The following is a 14680-nucleotide window of genomic DNA, read 5'->3' on the forward strand; positions in this document are numbered from 1 at the left end:
CCAAGCGAGGCCGCCACGCTAGGGTGGATGCCATGAGTGACCTGCTTCAGCGACTCCGCGCCCGCGGCTGGCGGCTCACCGCCCAGCGGCGGGTGATCGCCGAGGTGCTGGACGGGGAGCATGTCCACTTCACGGCCGACGAGGTCCATGCCAGGGCCGTCGAGCGGCTTCCCGAGATCTCCCGCGCCTCTGTTTACAACACGCTGGGTGAGCTTGTCGCGCTGGGCGAGGTCCTCGAGGTGACGACGGACGGGCGTGCGAAGCGTTACGACCCGAACGCCCATCATCCGCACCAGCACCTGGTCTGCTCGGGCTGCGGGACCATGCGTGACGTGCGGCTGACGGACGATCCGCTGGCCGCGCTGCCCGAGGAGGAACGCTTCGGCTTCGCGGTCTCGCAGGTCAACGTCACGTACTACGGCCGCTGTCCCGACTGCGTCGCCGCCTCCTGATTTGCACCCGCCGTACGCACGGGGTTAAGGTAAAGACACACACCGCGGGGTGGAGCAGCTCGGTAGCTCGCTGGGCTCATAACCCAGAGGTCGCAGGTTCAAATCCTGTCCCCGCTACTGTAGGCGAAGGCCCGGATCCCCCAGGATCCGGGCCTTCGCGCTGAACGCCCGTGCGGGCCATGGAGAATCGCCCCATGGACCCTACTCTCCAGTATCTGTTGCGGCTGCTCGACCTCGAGCCCGTCGAGCGGGACATCTTCCGCGGTGACAGCCACGCCTCCGTCGTCCCCCGCGTGTTCGGCGGGCAGGTGGCGGCGCAGGCGTTGGTCGCGGCCTGCCGCACGGTCGACGACGAGCGGCTGCCGCACTCGTTGCACTCCTACTTCCTGCGCCCCGGCGACCCCGGCGCGCGCATCGTCTACACGGTCGACCGGATCCGCGACGGGCGGTCGTTCACCACGCGGCGGGTGGTGGCGGTGCAGCACGGGCAGCCGATCTTCACGCTGTCGGCGTCGTTCGCGCGGGCCGAGGAGGGGCTCGAGCACCAGGAGCCGATGCCCGCGGCGCCCGACCCCGAGAGCCTGCCGCCCGCCGAGGAGCTGCTGCCGCGCTACGCCGACCTCTTCAGGGACCGCGGCGTGCTCGAGCTGCTGCTCCAGGCGCGGCAGGCGATCGATCTGCGCTATGTCAACGAGCCGCCGTTCGCCACCGCGGGCAAGGTGCGCGAGGCGCGCTCGCAGGTGTGGTTCCGCGTCAACGGGAAGCTGGCGGGGGAGCAGGACACGCCCGTGTCGCACCTGTGCCTCGGCACCTATGTCTCGGACATGACGCTGCTCGACTCGGTGCTGCTCGCGCACGGGCGCGGCGGCTGGATGACCGGGGACACGGTGGGGGCGAGCCTGGACCACGCGATGTGGTTCCACCGCCCGTTCCGCGCGGACGAGTGGCTGCTGTACGACACGGACTCGCCGACGTCGCAGTCGGGGCGGGGGCTGGCGCACGGACGGATGTTCACGAGGGACGGGCGGCTGGCGGTGTCGGTGATCCAGGAGGGCCTGATGCGGGTGCCGCGCTGAGGGTCCGCCTTCGGCGGGGTGGGGGAGCGAGGCTGGCGGGCGCCTGACCCGTACCGGTCGGCGGTCGCCGGGTGGCGTCGCATGCGCGTGCCCCGGGCCGGGGCGGCGGTACCGGAGAGCCTCGGCGCCCGACGTGTCGGAGCCGGATGTCGGCGGGCGGGCGGGCGTGCGGCGTGGCGGGGTGCGCGGGGCGGGTCCGCGCCGCCCCGCGGGGCCGCGGCGGGGGCTCAGGCCGGGGTCAGGCCGGGGTCAGGCCCGCCGCGTCGAGGAGGTAGGCGGTCATGGGCTCGTAGTAGCGGGGGTTGACGACGTTGTCGTCGAGTGGCACGCACACCGCGAGGGTGCCCTCGGCCTCGCCGAGGAAGAGCGCCGGGTCGTTGCAGTCGGCGTAGCCGATGGTGTCGATGCCCGCCTGTGCCGCGTATCCGGCCCAGCCGTGGTCGGCGACCACCAGGTCGGGCAGGTCCTCGCCCTCCTGCGGCAGGGCGTCCAGGATCTCCGCCATCGGCAGCGGCGAGTGCGTGTGCCACAGCGTCGCGCCCCGCTCGTACATCGCCACCCCGGCGAGCTGCGCCACCACGCCCTCGTCGGCGCTCAGGCCGATCGGCACCCTGACCAGCTCGCAGCCCGCCGCCTTCAGGGCGGCGGCCGTCTGGGCGTGCACGTCGAGCAGGCCGCCCGGGTGGCCCGTCGCGACGAGCACGCGCTGGCGGCCGAGGGCGGCCTTGCGCAGCAGCGTCGCCGCGCGGTCGAGCCCGTCGAGGGTCAGCTCGGGGTCGATCGTGTCCTGGCCCTGCCGGTGCTCGGGGTCGGCGTCCACGCCGCAGCGCTCGGCCATCTCGGAGAGGACGTCCTGCTCGTCCGTCCAGCGGTCGCCGAACTCGAGGCCGAGCCAGAAGTACCGATTGCCGTTGGCCAGCTCCCGGTAGTGGGAGAGGTTGTTCTCCCGAGGGGTCGCGACGTCGCCCGCGATGCGGGTGTGGAGGAGATGGGCGATCAGATCCGATCGGGAGGGGACGGCGGTGGTCGGCATACGGCAAGTATCGCCCGGATGGTGGGATTGCGGCGGGGGCGTCGCCGACCTGTGATCTCCGGGAGGCGCGGCGATGGGGCGGCGGTGGCGCGGGAGCGGCGCGTTCAGGCCGCGCGGCGGGCGGCGGCGAAGCCCGCGATCACCAGCGCGATCATCACCGCGCCGGTGAGCGCCACGGGCGCGCCGGTGAACGTGCCGGCCAGGATCGCCAGGGCGGCGGCCGGGAAGGAGGCCGTCGACCAGTGGCCGACGTGGTGGGGGCGCAGGTGCAGCAGCCACAGGGTCAGCAGGTAGAGGGCCACCGGCAGGGTGAACGACGCGGCCGCGACCGTTTCGGACAGCTCGGAGTGGTGGGTGACCAGGTCCACGTTGACCGCGATGCCCGCGCCGACGGCCGCTGCGGAGCCGAACACCAGGTAGTGGCCGTAGCCCCACACGAAGCCCGCGCGGGTGGAGGCGAGGAAGCGCGCGGCGGGCTTGGCGAAGTAGAGCCACCACATCGCGAACACGGTCACCAGGCCGCCGGCGGCGACCGCGTAGAGCGGGGCGTCGCCCAGGTCCTCGTCCACGGCGGTGCGCACGGCGGTCGTGGCGGCCAGCACGGACTCGCCCAGCACGATCATGGTGAACAGGCCGTACCGCTCGGCGATGTGGTGCGCGTGCCACGGCGTGGGGTGGGCGCGTTCGGCCAGGACCGGCACGGCCAGGTCGAGCGCGGCGATCACCGGGAAGAGCGGCAGGCGCCAGTCGTGCGGCACGGCGAGCCACAGGAGCCACAGCGTCTGGACGCAGGCGAGGCCGAGCGCGAAGCGGTGCGCGGCGGGGCGGCCATCGGGGTGGGAGTGGCCCGCGCGCAGCCACTGGCTGATCTGCGCCAGCCGCATGATGGTGTAGCCCGCGGTGACCAGGGCGTAGTCGCGTTCCTCGAACGCCCGCCGCACCCCGGCGGCGAGCACCAGGGCGCCGGTGATGGTGACCAGGACGGCCAGCCGGTAGGGCACGTCGTCGGTGTCGTACGCCGAGGCGAACCACGTGAAGCCCATCCACGCCCACCAGATCGCGAAGAACGCGGCGACATAGCTGGGGATGGCGGTGGAGACGTGGTCGCCGGAGAGCGCGTGGTGCAGCTCGGCGGAGACTGAGGCGACGGAGACGACGAAGCAGAGGTCGAAGAACAGCTCGAGCGGGGTGGCGGAGCGGTTCTCCTCGGTGGTGTCGCGGGGGGTCATGGTGCGGTGCCACGGCTGGTGCACGGCCATCGATACGTCTCGCCCGCCCGTCGGTCATGGGATGAAACGTGGCAATTGTGCCGTATGGGGTCATCGGTGGACCGAGGCGACGTGCGCCTCGCGCGCCCGCGTGGCGGCCCACCGGGGGCGCCTGCGGGAGGTTGCGGGTGGCCCGTAGCTGCCGGTGAATGGGAGCAGGAGCCGAGCGAAGGCGGCGAACGCGATGGTTGAGTTCCTGGCGGCGGAGCCGGACATCCTGCGCGCCGTCTTCGTCAATCTCAACGCCGGGATGATCCTCACCGACCGTGACGCCCGCATCAACGCCGTCAACCCGCACGCCGAGGAGCTGCTCGCGCTCGCCGCCCGCGACATGCTCGGCAAGGACTTCCACGACCTGCTGCACCGCCGCGGCGACGGCACGCTCGAGGCGCGCGATGAGTGTCCGTTGCTCGGCGTCTTCGACGACACCCGCATGGCCCGCGTGGACACCGACAGCTTCCTGCGCGGCGACGGCGAGCTGCTGCCGGTCTCCTGGTCGGCGGCGCCCGTCACCGTCGACGGCGACACGATCGGCGTGGTCACGCTGTTCGAGGACGCCACCGAGCACCGCGCGGCGCAGGACCACCAGGCCGCCCACCTGGCCGCGGTGGAGGACCTGGCGCAGCGGCTCACGCTGGTCGGGGAGATCACCGAGGTGCTGACCCAGACCCTGGAGGCCGAGGAGGCGCTCAACCGGCTGGGGCGCCTGCTCGTCCCCCGGCTGGCCGACTGGGCCGCCGTCGACCTGCGCGTCGCCGACGGCGAGGTGCGCCGCGTCGCCGTCGTGGGCCCCCAGGGGCGCGACGTGGGGCGCGAGGGCGGGCAGGGCGCGCTCTCCGCGATCCCCGAGACGTCGCGTTCGGTGCTGGTGCGGGTGCTGCGCGGCAGCGAGGCCGTGCTGCTGGGACCCGACGAGATCGCGGCGCCGCCCGACAGCCCCCTCGCGGTGGTGCACACGACGTTCCTGCACGCCCTGGGCGCCACGTCAGCGGTCGTCGTCCCGCTGAGCACGCCACGCCAGGTGATGGGCGCGCTCACGGTGGCGCGCACGGACGAGGAACGCCCGCTGTCCGCCGAGGACCTGCCGCTGATCCGGGACATCGGGCGCCGGGCGGGCCTGGCCATCGACAACGCCAGGCTGTTCGAGCGGCAGCGGGACATCGCGGCCACGATGCAGCGCAACCTGCTGCCCAAGCTGCCCGACATCGCCCCGCTCGAGCTGGCCGCCCGCTACCAGCCGGCGCCGCGCGGCTCCCAGGTCGGCGGCGACTGGTACGACGCGCTGATCCTGCCGGACGGCGCGATCGGCCTGGCGATCGGCGACGTCGTGGGGCACGACCTGTCGGCCGCGGCGGGGATGGCCGAGCTGCGGAACATGCTGCGGGCCCTCGCGTGGGATCGCGCCGAGCCGCCGAGCGCGATCGTCAGCCGCCTCGACGAGTCGATGCAGGCGATCACGGATGTGCAGATGGCGACCCTGATCCTGGCCAGGATCGAACGCGTCGGCTCCGGGGCGACCCACGAGGCCGCCGCGCCCGAGGGCTGGCAGGTGCGGTGGACCAGCGCGGGCCACCCGCCGCCGCTGCTGGTCACGGGCGAGGGCAGGGCGCAGTATCTGGAGGAGGGGCAGGAGCTGCTGCTCGGCGCCAGGCTCGGCAAGCCGCCGCTGCGCCCCGACGGCCTCGAGCCCCTGCCGCCGGGGGCCACCGTGCTGCTGTACACCGACGGTCTTGTCGAGATGGCGACCAGCGACCTGGACACCGGGCTCAACCGCCTGCGCCGCCACGCGATGGCGCTGGCGTCCCGGCCGCTCGACGAGCTGTGCGACGGCATCCTGGAGCGGATGCCGCCGGGCGGCGCCGACGACATCGCGCTGCTCGCGCTGCGCGTCCCCGGGTGAACGCGCGGGGGCCCTTCGCATGTCCCCGCGGCGTCGAACCGCCTCAGCCGTGCAGGGCCACGCGGAGCGCGTCGATCGCGAGGTGGCGGGCGACGCGGGTCGCGCTGTGGTCGCGCAGACTGTCGAGCATCAGGAAGTCGTGCACCGTGCCGAGCACCCGCACCGCCGTGACGTCGACCTCGGCGGCGCGCAGCTTGGCCGCGTACCCCTCGCCCTCGTCGCGTACCACGTCCGCCTCTGCCGTGATCACCAGCGTGGGCGGCAGGTCGCCCAGGCGTTCGACGGGCGCGCGCAGGGGGCACGCGTGGATCTCCGAGCGCTGCTCGCGCTCCGGCGCGTACTGGTCCCAGTACCACATCATCGCGTCCCTCGTGAGGTAGTAGCCGTCGGCGAACTCCAGGTAGGACGCCGTCTCGAACGTCGCGTCGAGGACCGGGTAGAGCAGCACCTGGCCGCGCAGGCGCACGTCGCGGCGCTCGGCGGCGAGCAGGGTCACGCCCGCGGCGAGCGTGCCGCCCTCCGAGTCGCCGCACACCGCGATCCGCGAGCCGTCGACGCCGTGCCGCCCGCCCTCTTCGGCGAGCCAGTGGGCCACGGCGTAGCACTGTTCGAGCGCGGTGGGGTAACGCGCCTCGGGGGCGCGGTCGTAGAGCGGGAACGCGGCCGCCACCCCGGCGCCCGCGGCCAGCTCACGCACCAGCCGGTCATGGGTCAGCTCGTCGCCGAACACCCAGCCCCCGCCGTGCAGATAGAGCACCACGGGCAGGGCGCCGTTCAGCCCCTCGGGGCGCAGGATCCGCACCCGCACCGAGCCGGTGGGCCCGCCGTCGACCGTGACCCACTCCTCGTCGGCGCCGGGCCGCTCCACCCCGTCGCCGCCCTGGAGCCCCGCCAGGATGTCGCGGCCCTGGACCGGCGGCACCTCGTAGATCCTCGGGTGCGGCGCCGTCGCGTCGGCCAGCGCGGTGGCGGCGGACTCCAGGACGGGGTGGGGGAGGTGGGCGGAGTCGGTCATCGGGCGCTCCTGTCCGGCGGGTTCGCGTCGTGCGGTCGCGTCCTTTGTCATCGTGACCACCGCGCGCCCCGGCGCAAGCCGGGGCGCACCGAACGGCCGAGCGCCCCCCAACGCATCCGATCGCCCTTTCCGGCCCGCGTGCGGGGAATCAGCGGTGTTCGCGCAGCCGGGCGAAGATCACCAGCCACTGGGGCGGGGTGACCAGGCCCACGGGGGTGTCGTCCGGGACCCCGGCCGCGCGCAGGGCGTCGCGCGCCCTGGAGCGCCCGCGGGTCCTGGACAGGGTGGCGCGCAGCGAGCCGCCGACGCCGGTGAAGCCCTCGGTGACCAGCGCGCGCCACGCGGCCAGGTCGCCCTGGGGCAGCAGGGGCGCCGGGCGGCGCACGATGCGCAGCACCGCGGAGTCGGTGCGCGGCACCGGCGTGAACTGCCGCCGCCCGATCCGCATCCCGAGGCGCCAGTCGTGCGACGGCCAGCTCCGCACCGTCAGCAGCGGCCAGGTGCCGAAGTCGCCGGTGCGCCTGCGGGCGAACTCCAGCTGGGTGACCAGGGTCGCCGCGGTCATGGCGCGGGCGTCGAGGCACCAGCGCACGATGTCGGTCGTGCGCGAGTAGGGGACGTTGCCGACCACGGCGAACGGCGTTCGGGGGGGATGGGCGGTCAGGAAGTCGCCGCGCACCACGCGGACGTTGCGCTCGGCGCGCAGCCGTCCCGGCAGGCGCGCGGCCAGCTCGGGGTCGAGCTCGTAGGCCACGACCTCGCGGACCGTGCGGGCCAGGACCCTGGTGAGCGTGCCCTCGCCGGGGCCCGGCTCGAACACCAGGTCACCGGGGCCGAGGCGCGCCGCGTCCACGATGCGGCGGAGCACGGCGGTGTTGTGGAGGAAGTTCTGGGAAAGGGACTTGCGGCGGGAGGCCACGGGCGTCGTCCTCGGGCTCGAGGACAGGCCGGTGCGGCGGAGGGGATCCGTGGGGATCAGGGAGACGCGATGCCGTCGGCCTGTCCGGGTCGTGTGTAGGACACGGACGGGCCCTGGCCGGGACGCGGAAGGGCGGGGGAGCGGCTGCTCAGGTGCCGGGCGAGTCCATCGGGACCAGGGCCGGGCGCCGAGCACGCGGGCGACGGGACTGGAGCTCGGGGCTCCACGCGGCGGCCGGCGTGACGACGCACAGACCGCCCTCGATCAACGTTCCCATGCGGCGAGCGTACGCGGGCGCGCGGCGGCCGGACAAATCATTAAGCGGTTGTTGCGGTGGGATGAAATGACCGACGCTCGATGTTGGCACTGCGGCGCCGCTGAACTGCGGCGACGGTGGCGGAGCCGACGGCGACACTCGCGGCAACATTCCGCGGCACAGGAGGAGACGGCGTGACGGCACGGAACGGTGGATGGATACGGCGGCTGACGGCCTACTGCTGGCGCTACCGCCGCAATCTGCTCCTCTCCGTCGGCTCCTCGCTCGTCGGCATGGGCGTCATGGCCCTGATGCCGCTGATCGTCAAGGTCGTCATCGACGACGTGGTGATCGGCGAGGAGGGCGGCCTGGCCCTGTGGATCGGGCTGCTGATCGCCGCGGCCGTCGTCGTCTACGCCCTGACGTTCATCCGCCGCTACTACGGCGGCCGCCTCGGCATCGACGTGCAGCACGACCTGCGCACGGACATGTTCGCGACGATCACCCGGCTCGACGGGCGCCGTCAGGACCAGCTCAGCACCGGCCAGGTCGTCGGCCGCGCCACGAGCGACCTCCAGCTGATCCAGGGCCTGCTCTTCATGATGCCGATGACCATCGGCAACCTCATGCTGTTCGCCGTCTCGCTGGTCGTCATGCTCACGCTGTCCCCGCCGCTGACCCTGGTGGCGCTCGCCGTGGCGCCCGCGCTGTGGTTCGTCGCCCGGCACAGCCGCACCCGGCTCTTCCCGGCCACATGGGTCGCGCAGAACGAGGCGGGCGCCGTCGCGGGCGTCGTCGACGGCGCCGTCACGGGCGTGCGCGTGGTCAAGGGCTTCGGGCAGGAGGCACAGGAGACCGGCAAGCTGCGGGCGGCGGGGCGGCGGCTGTTCGCCGCGAGGATGCGGACGGTGCGGCTCTCCGCGCGCTACACCCCCGTGCTCCAGGCCGTGCCGTCGCTCGGCCAGGTCGGGATGCTCGCGCTCGGCGGCTGGATGGCCACCCGCGGACAGATCACCCTGGGCACCTTTGTGGCGTTCTCCACCTATCTGGCCCAGCTGGTCGGCCCGGTCAGGATGCTGACCGTCATCCTCACCGTGGGCCAGCAGGCCAGGGCGGGCGTCGAGCGCGTCATGGAGCTGATCGACACCGAGCCCGAGATACGCGAGGCACCCGACGCCCACGACCTGCCCGCCGACGCCCCCGCCACCGTCGAGTTCGACCGCGTCAGCTTCGGCTACGGCCAGGGCGCCCCGGTCCTCGACGAGCTGAGCCTGCGGATCGAGCCGGGCGAGACCCTGGCCGTCGTCGGCCCGTCGGGCAGCGGCAAGTCCACCGTCTCCCTGCTGCTGCCCCGCTTCTACGACCCGGACGGCGGCGCGGTGCGCGTCGGGGGCCAGGACGTGCGGCGGCTCACCTACGCGTCCCTGCGCGCCGCGATCGGCCTGGTGCCCGAGGACAGCTTCCTGTTCTCTGACACGATCCGCGCCAACCTCGCCTACGGCCACCCCGAGGCCACCGACGAGCAGATCATCGCCGCCGCGCGCGCCGCCCAGGCCGACGGCTTCATCCGCGCCCTGCCCGACGGCTACGACACCCGCGTGGGCGAGCAGGGCCTCACGCTCTCCGGCGGCCAGCGCCAGCGCGTCGCCCTGGCCCGCGCGATCCTCACCGACCCCAGGCTGCTGATCCTGGACGACGCGACCTCCGCTGTGGACGCCCGCGTCGAGCACGAGATCCATGGCGCGCTGCGCTCGGTCATGGCGGGGCGGACCACGCTGCTGATCGCCCACCGCAGGTCCACGCTCCAACTCGCCGACCGCGTCGCCGTCCTTGACGGCGGCCGCCTGGTCGACACCGGCACCCACGAGGAGCTGGTCGCCCGCTGCGAGCTCTACCGGCGGCTGCTCGCCGACCCCGGCGAGCTCGGCGGCGTCGAACGCGACCCCGCGGGCCTCGCCGACGCCGACGCGCGCCCCGCCGCGGGGGGCGTCGACCCGGCCGCCTGGCCCGCACGCCCGGCCGACGACCGGCGCGGGCCCGAGGGCGCGACGCCCGAGCTGCTCGCCCAGGTCGCCGCCCTGCCCCCGGCCACCGACGAGCCCGCCGTCGACGAGGAGCGCGCCTCGCGCCCCGAGGAGAGCTACGGCCTGCGGCGGCTGCTCGGCGGCCTCGGCGGGCCCCTCGCGCTCGCCCTCGCGCTCGTCGTCGCCGACGCCCTCGCGTCCCTGCTGCTGCCCGTGCTGATCAGGCACGGCATCGACGAGGGCGTGCAACGCGCCGCGCTCGGCGCCGTCTGGACCGCGTCCGCGCTGGCCCTGGCCGTCGTACTCGCCCAGTGGGCCGCCCAGTTCGCGGCGCTGCGCGCGGTGGGCCGCACGGGCGAACGCGCCCTGTACGGGCTGCGCGTCAAGATCTTCGCCCATCTCCAGCGCCTCGGCCTCGCCTACTACGAGCGCGAGCTCACCGGGCGCGTGATGACCCGGATGACCACCGACGTCGACGCGCTGACGACGTTCCTCCAGACCGGGCTCACCCAGGCGCTGGTCGCGCTCATGACGTTCTTCGGGATCATGGGCGTCCTGCTCGTCATCGACCTCCAGCTCGCGCTGGTCGTCCTGGCCACCCTGGTGCCGCTCGCCATCGGCACCGTGTACTTCCGCCGCCACTCCACGCGCGCCTACGAGCTGGCGCGCGAGCGGGTCAGCGGCGTCAACGCCGACCTCCAGGAGTCCGTCGCGGGGCTGCGGATGGTGCAGGCGTTCCGCCGCGAGCGGGACGGGCACGAGCGCTTCACCGCCAGGTCCGACGGCTACCGGCAGGCGCGCGTGCAGGGACAGTGGCTCATCTCGGTCTACTTCCCGTTCGTGCAGCTGCTCGCCACCCTGGCGACCGCGGGCGTGCTGGTGGTGGGCGCGGGGCGCGTGGGCGAGGGAACGCTCACCGCGGGCGCGCTGGTGGCGTATCTGCTGTACATCGAGCTGTTCTTCGCGCCGGTGCAGCAGCTGTCGCAGGTCTTCGACGGCTACCAGCAGGCCGTGGTGTCGCTGCGCCGCATCCAGGAGCTGCTGCGCGAGCCCACCACGACGCCCGAGGCCGCCGACCCGCTGCCGGTCGAACGCCTCGCCGGGGCCGTCGAGTTCGACGACGTGCGCTTCTCGTACGGGGGCGGCGACGGCCACGGGGGCGGCGACGAGGCGCTCGCCGGGATCTCGCTCACGATCCCCGCGGGGCAGACGGTGGCGTTCGTCGGCGAGACGGGCGCGGGCAAGTCCACGCTGGTCAAGCTGGTCGCGCGGTTCTACGACCCCACCGCGGGCGCCGTCCGCGTCGACGGGCGCGACCTGCGCGACCTCGACCTCGCGGGCTACCGCCACCGCCTCGGCGTGGTGCCGCAGGAGCCCTACCTGTTTGAGGGAACGGTCCGCGACGCCATCGCCTACGGCCGCCCCGGCGCGACCGACGCCGAGGTGGAGGAGGCGGCGCGCGCCGTGGGGGCGCACGCGATGATCGCCGCGCTCTCCGGCGGCTACCACCACGAGGTCGGCGAGCGCGGCCGGAACCTGTCGGCGGGGCAGCGACAGCTGATCGCGCTGGCCAGGGCCGAGCTGGTCAAGCCCGACATCCTGCTGCTCGACGAGGCGACGGCCGCCCTCGACCTGGCCACCGAGGCCCTGGTCAACCAGGCCACCGACCGCCTCGCGGGGGACCGCACCACCCTCGTCGTCGCCCACCGCCTCACCACGGCGGCCCGCGCGGACCGGGTGATCGTGCTGGACCGAGGGCGCGTCGTCGAGGACGGCCCGCACGCGGGGCTGCTCGCCGCGGAAGGGCGTTACGCCGAGCTGTGGCGCACCTACGCGGGCGAGCCGAGCGGTATCGGGGGCTGAGCGGGCGTCAGAGCGGCGCGTTCGTTGCCCTGCGGGGTCGCGGCGCGGCGCCCCTGGTGCGTGATCAGCACGGTGCCGTCCCGCTGCCTGACGTGCGCGAAGCCCTGTGGCGTCCCCGTGCGGGGACCGTAGCGCTCACCCCCGGGCGAGCGCCGCCAGATAAGCGTCCACCGTCTGCACCCGGCCACCGGCGAGCGGGTCCTCCAGGTTCCACCAGTGGATCGCGGCGATCTCATCGGTCGGCGCGAACGCCACGGGCTCGGCCGCCTCCGCCTGGTACAGCGCCCCGCGCAGCACCCTGCGGTCGGGCAGCGACGTCCTGGCGAAGCCGACGAAGCGCAGCGCCTCGGGCGCGGCCGACTGGCCCGACTCCTCCCACAGCTCCCGCACGGCCGCCTCCCGCGCGCTCTCCCCCGGGTCGATCCCGCCGCCCGGCAGCTCCCAGCAGCCGCGGTCGCGGACGTTCACCATCAGCAGGCGCCCGGCGTTCCACAGCGCGACCAGGGCGTACGCCACCGGCGCCTCGTCGAACACGCTGTCCTCCGGCAGCCGCTCGAACGCCAGCAGCCGCATCCCCAAGGGCCCGATGGCCAGGGGCGTTTCCTCGTCCGACCCATCCGTCATAGGGCCAGGCTAAGACGTGGGGGCGGCGCGGTCAGAGGCTGGCCAGCTCCGTGCCCTGCTGCTGCGCCGGGGACAGCTCGGCCCAGATCGTCTTGCCGTACCTGCCGTGCCGCGTCCCCCAGCGCTCCGTCAGGTTGGCCACGATGAACAGGCCGCGCCCGCTCTCGTCCAGGATCCGCGCCCTGCGCAGGTGCGGCGACGTGCTGCTGCTGTCCGAGACCTCGCAGATCAACGCCGAGGGCTCCCGGATCAGCCGCAGCTGCAACGGCCCGTCCGCGTGCCTGATGGCGTTGGTCACCAGCTCGCTCACCACGAGCTCGGTGGCGAACGCCGCGTCCCTCAGGTCCCACGCCGTCAGCTGCCGGTCGGCCAGCTCGCGCGCCCTGCCCACCGCCGTCGGCTCGTCGGCGATGTCCCACGTCGCCACGTGCGACGCGTCGAGCGCCCGCGTGCGCGCGAGCAGCAGCGCGATGTCGTCGGTCGGCAGCACGCCTTCGAGCACCGTGCCGAGCACCTCGTCACACGTCGTCTCGAGCGACGTCGAGCGCCCGGCGAGCGCCTGCCGCAGGCTCTCCTGGCCGCGCGCCATGTCGTGGTCCACGTCCACCAAGCCATTGGTGTACAGCGCGAGCAGGCTGCCCTCGGGCAGCGAGAGCTCGGTCGCCTCGAACGGCAGCCCGCCGAGCCCGAGCGGCGGCCCCGCGGGCGCCTCGAGCAGCTCGGCGCGCCCGTCGGGCCGCACGAGCACCGGCGCGGGATGGCCCGCGCGGGCCATGACACACGTGCGCCCTACCGGGTCGTACACCGCGTACAGGCAGGTCGCGCCCACCGCGCCGCCGGGGATCTCCTGCTCCTCCGCGCTCTCCTCGGTCTCCGAGCCGAGCCGGATCACCACGTCGTCCAGATGGGTGAGCAGCTCGTCGGGCGCCAGGTCGATGTCGGCGAGCGTGCGCACGGCGGAGCGCAGCCTGCCCATCGTGGCCGTGGCGTACAGGCCGTGCCCCACGACGTCGCCCACCACGAGCGCCACCCGCGCGCCCGACAGCTGGATCACGTCGAACCAGTCCCCGCCCACGCCCACCGTCGAGTCGGCGGGCAGGTAGCGGGTGGCCACCTCGACCGCGGCGATCCTGGGCAGTCGCCTGGGGAGCAGGCTGCGCTGGAGCGCCAGGGACGTGCGGTGCTCGTGCGTGTATCTGCGGGCGTTGTCCACGCAGACCGCCGCCTGCACGCCGATCTCCTCGGCGAGCAGCAGGTCGTCGGCGTCGAACGGCTCGTCGCGCCGGTTCCTGACGAACACGGCCACGCCGAGCGTCGCGCCCCTGGCCCGCAGCGGCACGGCGATCCCCGAGTGCGCCACCGGCTGCCCCGGCGACCCCGCGTGCCGCGCGTCGCCGCCGAGCCAGCCCGGCACGTCCTCGCCGTCGAGCAGCGTGGCCCGGCACGTGGCGCCCTCGACCAGGCAGCGCACCGGAACGGCGTCGTTCTGGTGCGCCTCCCCCGTGGCGGGCCCCGGCGCGGCGAACTCGCCGCCGCCGCCCTCCTCGGTCCCACGGGCGTCGCCGCCCCCGTCCCCCTTCCCGCCCCCGTTGCCGCTCGCCGACCGCTGCGCGATGCGGCGCAGCGTGCCGCGGCCCTGCTCGGGGTCGGGCGGCTCGTCGCCGCGCAGCACGGACTCGTAGAGGTCGACGGTGACCAGGTCGGCGAACCGCGGCACGGCCACCTCCGCCACCTCGCCCGCCGTCCGCGACACATCGAGCGTGGACCCGATGTGCTGGCTGGCGACGCGCAGCAGGGTGAGCCGCTCCCTGGCGATGGTCAGCCGCCGCACCCGGGCCTCGCGGTCGAGGCGGATGCGGCACACGAGCACGGCGAGCGCGAACGAGCAGAGCGCCGCGATGTTGACCAGGATGCGGATGCCCATCTCGAGGTCCGGGATGGCGTAGCCGTAGCTGAGGCCGACCGACGCGATGTTGACCACGCCGACGATGACGGTCTGCCGCATCGAGAGCAGCGCCCCGGCCACCACGGGCGCGAGCATCGAGAACCCGGACCAGCCCGCGAGCCCGAAGTGGCGGGTCGAGAGGATCTGGACGCACGTCAGCAGGGCGAGATAGACGAGCACCAGCGTGAAGATGCCGCCCTTCATGCCGCGGCGGAGGAAGACCACGTGGCACCTCCAGCGTCGAGACCTTGCGGCCACGGTAGCCGGGGAGGTGCCACCCCGCGACTGGCGAACGTGACGGAGGG

At 74.1% G+C, this 14680-nt stretch carries 11 protein-coding genes and 1 tRNA gene; 5 read left to right on the forward strand and 7 right to left on the reverse strand.

Annotation, left to right across the window (positions count from 1 at the left end; all coding sequences use genetic code 11):
* The first annotated feature begins 32 nt into the window (after positions 1 to 32).
* From D7318_RS14950 to D7318_RS14960, 3 genes are all read left to right on the forward strand, one after another.
* Positions 33 to 452 carry a Fur family transcriptional regulator gene (locus tag D7318_RS14950; protein ID WP_120697576.1) on the forward strand — a complete coding sequence of 140 codons (420 nt, stop codon included), beginning with the start codon at positions 33 to 35 and terminating at the stop codon, positions 450 to 452.
* Positions 453 to 495: 43 nt separating this feature from the next.
* Positions 496 to 569, forward strand: a tRNA-Met gene (locus D7318_RS14955).
* 77 nt (positions 570 to 646) lie between these two features.
* A complete protein-coding gene (locus D7318_RS14960) occupies positions 647 to 1528 on the forward strand; it encodes an acyl-CoA thioesterase (protein WP_120697577.1) in 882 nt (293 codons plus the stop codon).
* A 238-nt stretch (positions 1529 to 1766) separates the two neighbouring features.
* On the opposite strand, the gene D7318_RS14965 is transcribed toward D7318_RS14960, so the two are convergent.
* Positions 1767 to 2561, reverse strand: a complete 795-nt coding sequence (locus D7318_RS14965; protein ID WP_120697578.1) for a phosphatase — start codon at positions 2559 to 2561, stop codon at positions 1767 to 1769.
* 104 nt (positions 2562 to 2665) lie between these two features.
* Positions 2666 to 3820 carry a low temperature requirement protein A gene (locus tag D7318_RS14970; protein WP_230423752.1) on the reverse strand — a complete coding sequence of 385 codons (1155 nt, stop codon included), beginning with the start codon at positions 3818 to 3820 and terminating at the stop codon, positions 2666 to 2668.
* Between the two features lie 193 nt (positions 3821 to 4013).
* On the opposite strand from D7318_RS14970, the gene D7318_RS14975 reads away from it, so the two are divergent.
* Positions 4014 to 5729, forward strand: coding sequence for a SpoIIE family protein phosphatase (locus D7318_RS14975; RefSeq protein WP_120697579.1), 1716 nt, complete (start codon positions 4014 to 4016; stop codon positions 5727 to 5729).
* A 43-nt stretch (positions 5730 to 5772) separates the two neighbouring features.
* Here D7318_RS14975 and D7318_RS14980 read toward each other — a convergent pair whose 3' ends face one another.
* The 3 genes from D7318_RS14980 to D7318_RS34575 form a co-directional block, all read right to left on the reverse strand.
* Positions 5773 to 6744, reverse strand: coding sequence for an alpha/beta hydrolase (locus tag D7318_RS14980; RefSeq protein WP_120697580.1), 972 nt, complete (start codon positions 6742 to 6744; stop codon positions 5773 to 5775).
* Between the two features lie 148 nt (positions 6745 to 6892).
* Positions 6893 to 7663, reverse strand: a complete 771-nt coding sequence (erm, locus tag D7318_RS14985) for an ErmE/ErmH/ErmO/ErmR family 23S rRNA (adenine(2058)-N(6))-methyltransferase (protein WP_120697581.1) — start codon at positions 7661 to 7663, stop codon at positions 6893 to 6895.
* 148 nt (positions 7664 to 7811) lie between these two features.
* A complete protein-coding gene (locus tag D7318_RS34575) occupies positions 7812 to 7940 on the reverse strand; it encodes a hypothetical protein (RefSeq protein WP_268987342.1) in 129 nt (42 codons plus the stop codon).
* Between the two features lie 173 nt (positions 7941 to 8113).
* Between D7318_RS34575 and D7318_RS14990 the strand changes: the two genes are divergently transcribed.
* Positions 8114 to 11806, forward strand: a complete 3693-nt coding sequence (locus tag D7318_RS14990) for an ABC transporter ATP-binding protein (protein ID WP_120697582.1) — start codon at positions 8114 to 8116, stop codon at positions 11804 to 11806.
* Between the two features lie 135 nt (positions 11807 to 11941).
* Here the strand turns inward: D7318_RS14990 and D7318_RS14995 are convergent, their stop codons facing one another.
* Positions 11942 to 12430: an NUDIX hydrolase gene (locus D7318_RS14995; RefSeq protein ID WP_120697583.1), complete on the reverse strand. Its 489-nt coding sequence runs from the start codon at positions 12428 to 12430 to the stop codon at positions 11942 to 11944.
* Positions 12431 to 12461: 31 nt separating this feature from the next.
* Positions 12462 to 14600 (reverse strand): ATP-binding SpoIIE family protein phosphatase, encoded by a 2139-nt coding sequence (locus tag D7318_RS15000; protein ID WP_230423754.1) that lies wholly within the window; start codon positions 14598 to 14600, stop codon positions 12462 to 12464.
* Positions 14601 to 14680: the final 80 nt, after the last annotated feature.

The organism is Streptomyces radicis (assembly GCF_003626575.1).
GTDB classification, from domain to species: Bacteria; Actinomycetota; Actinomycetes; order Streptomycetales; family Streptomycetaceae; genus Streptomyces; species Streptomyces radicis.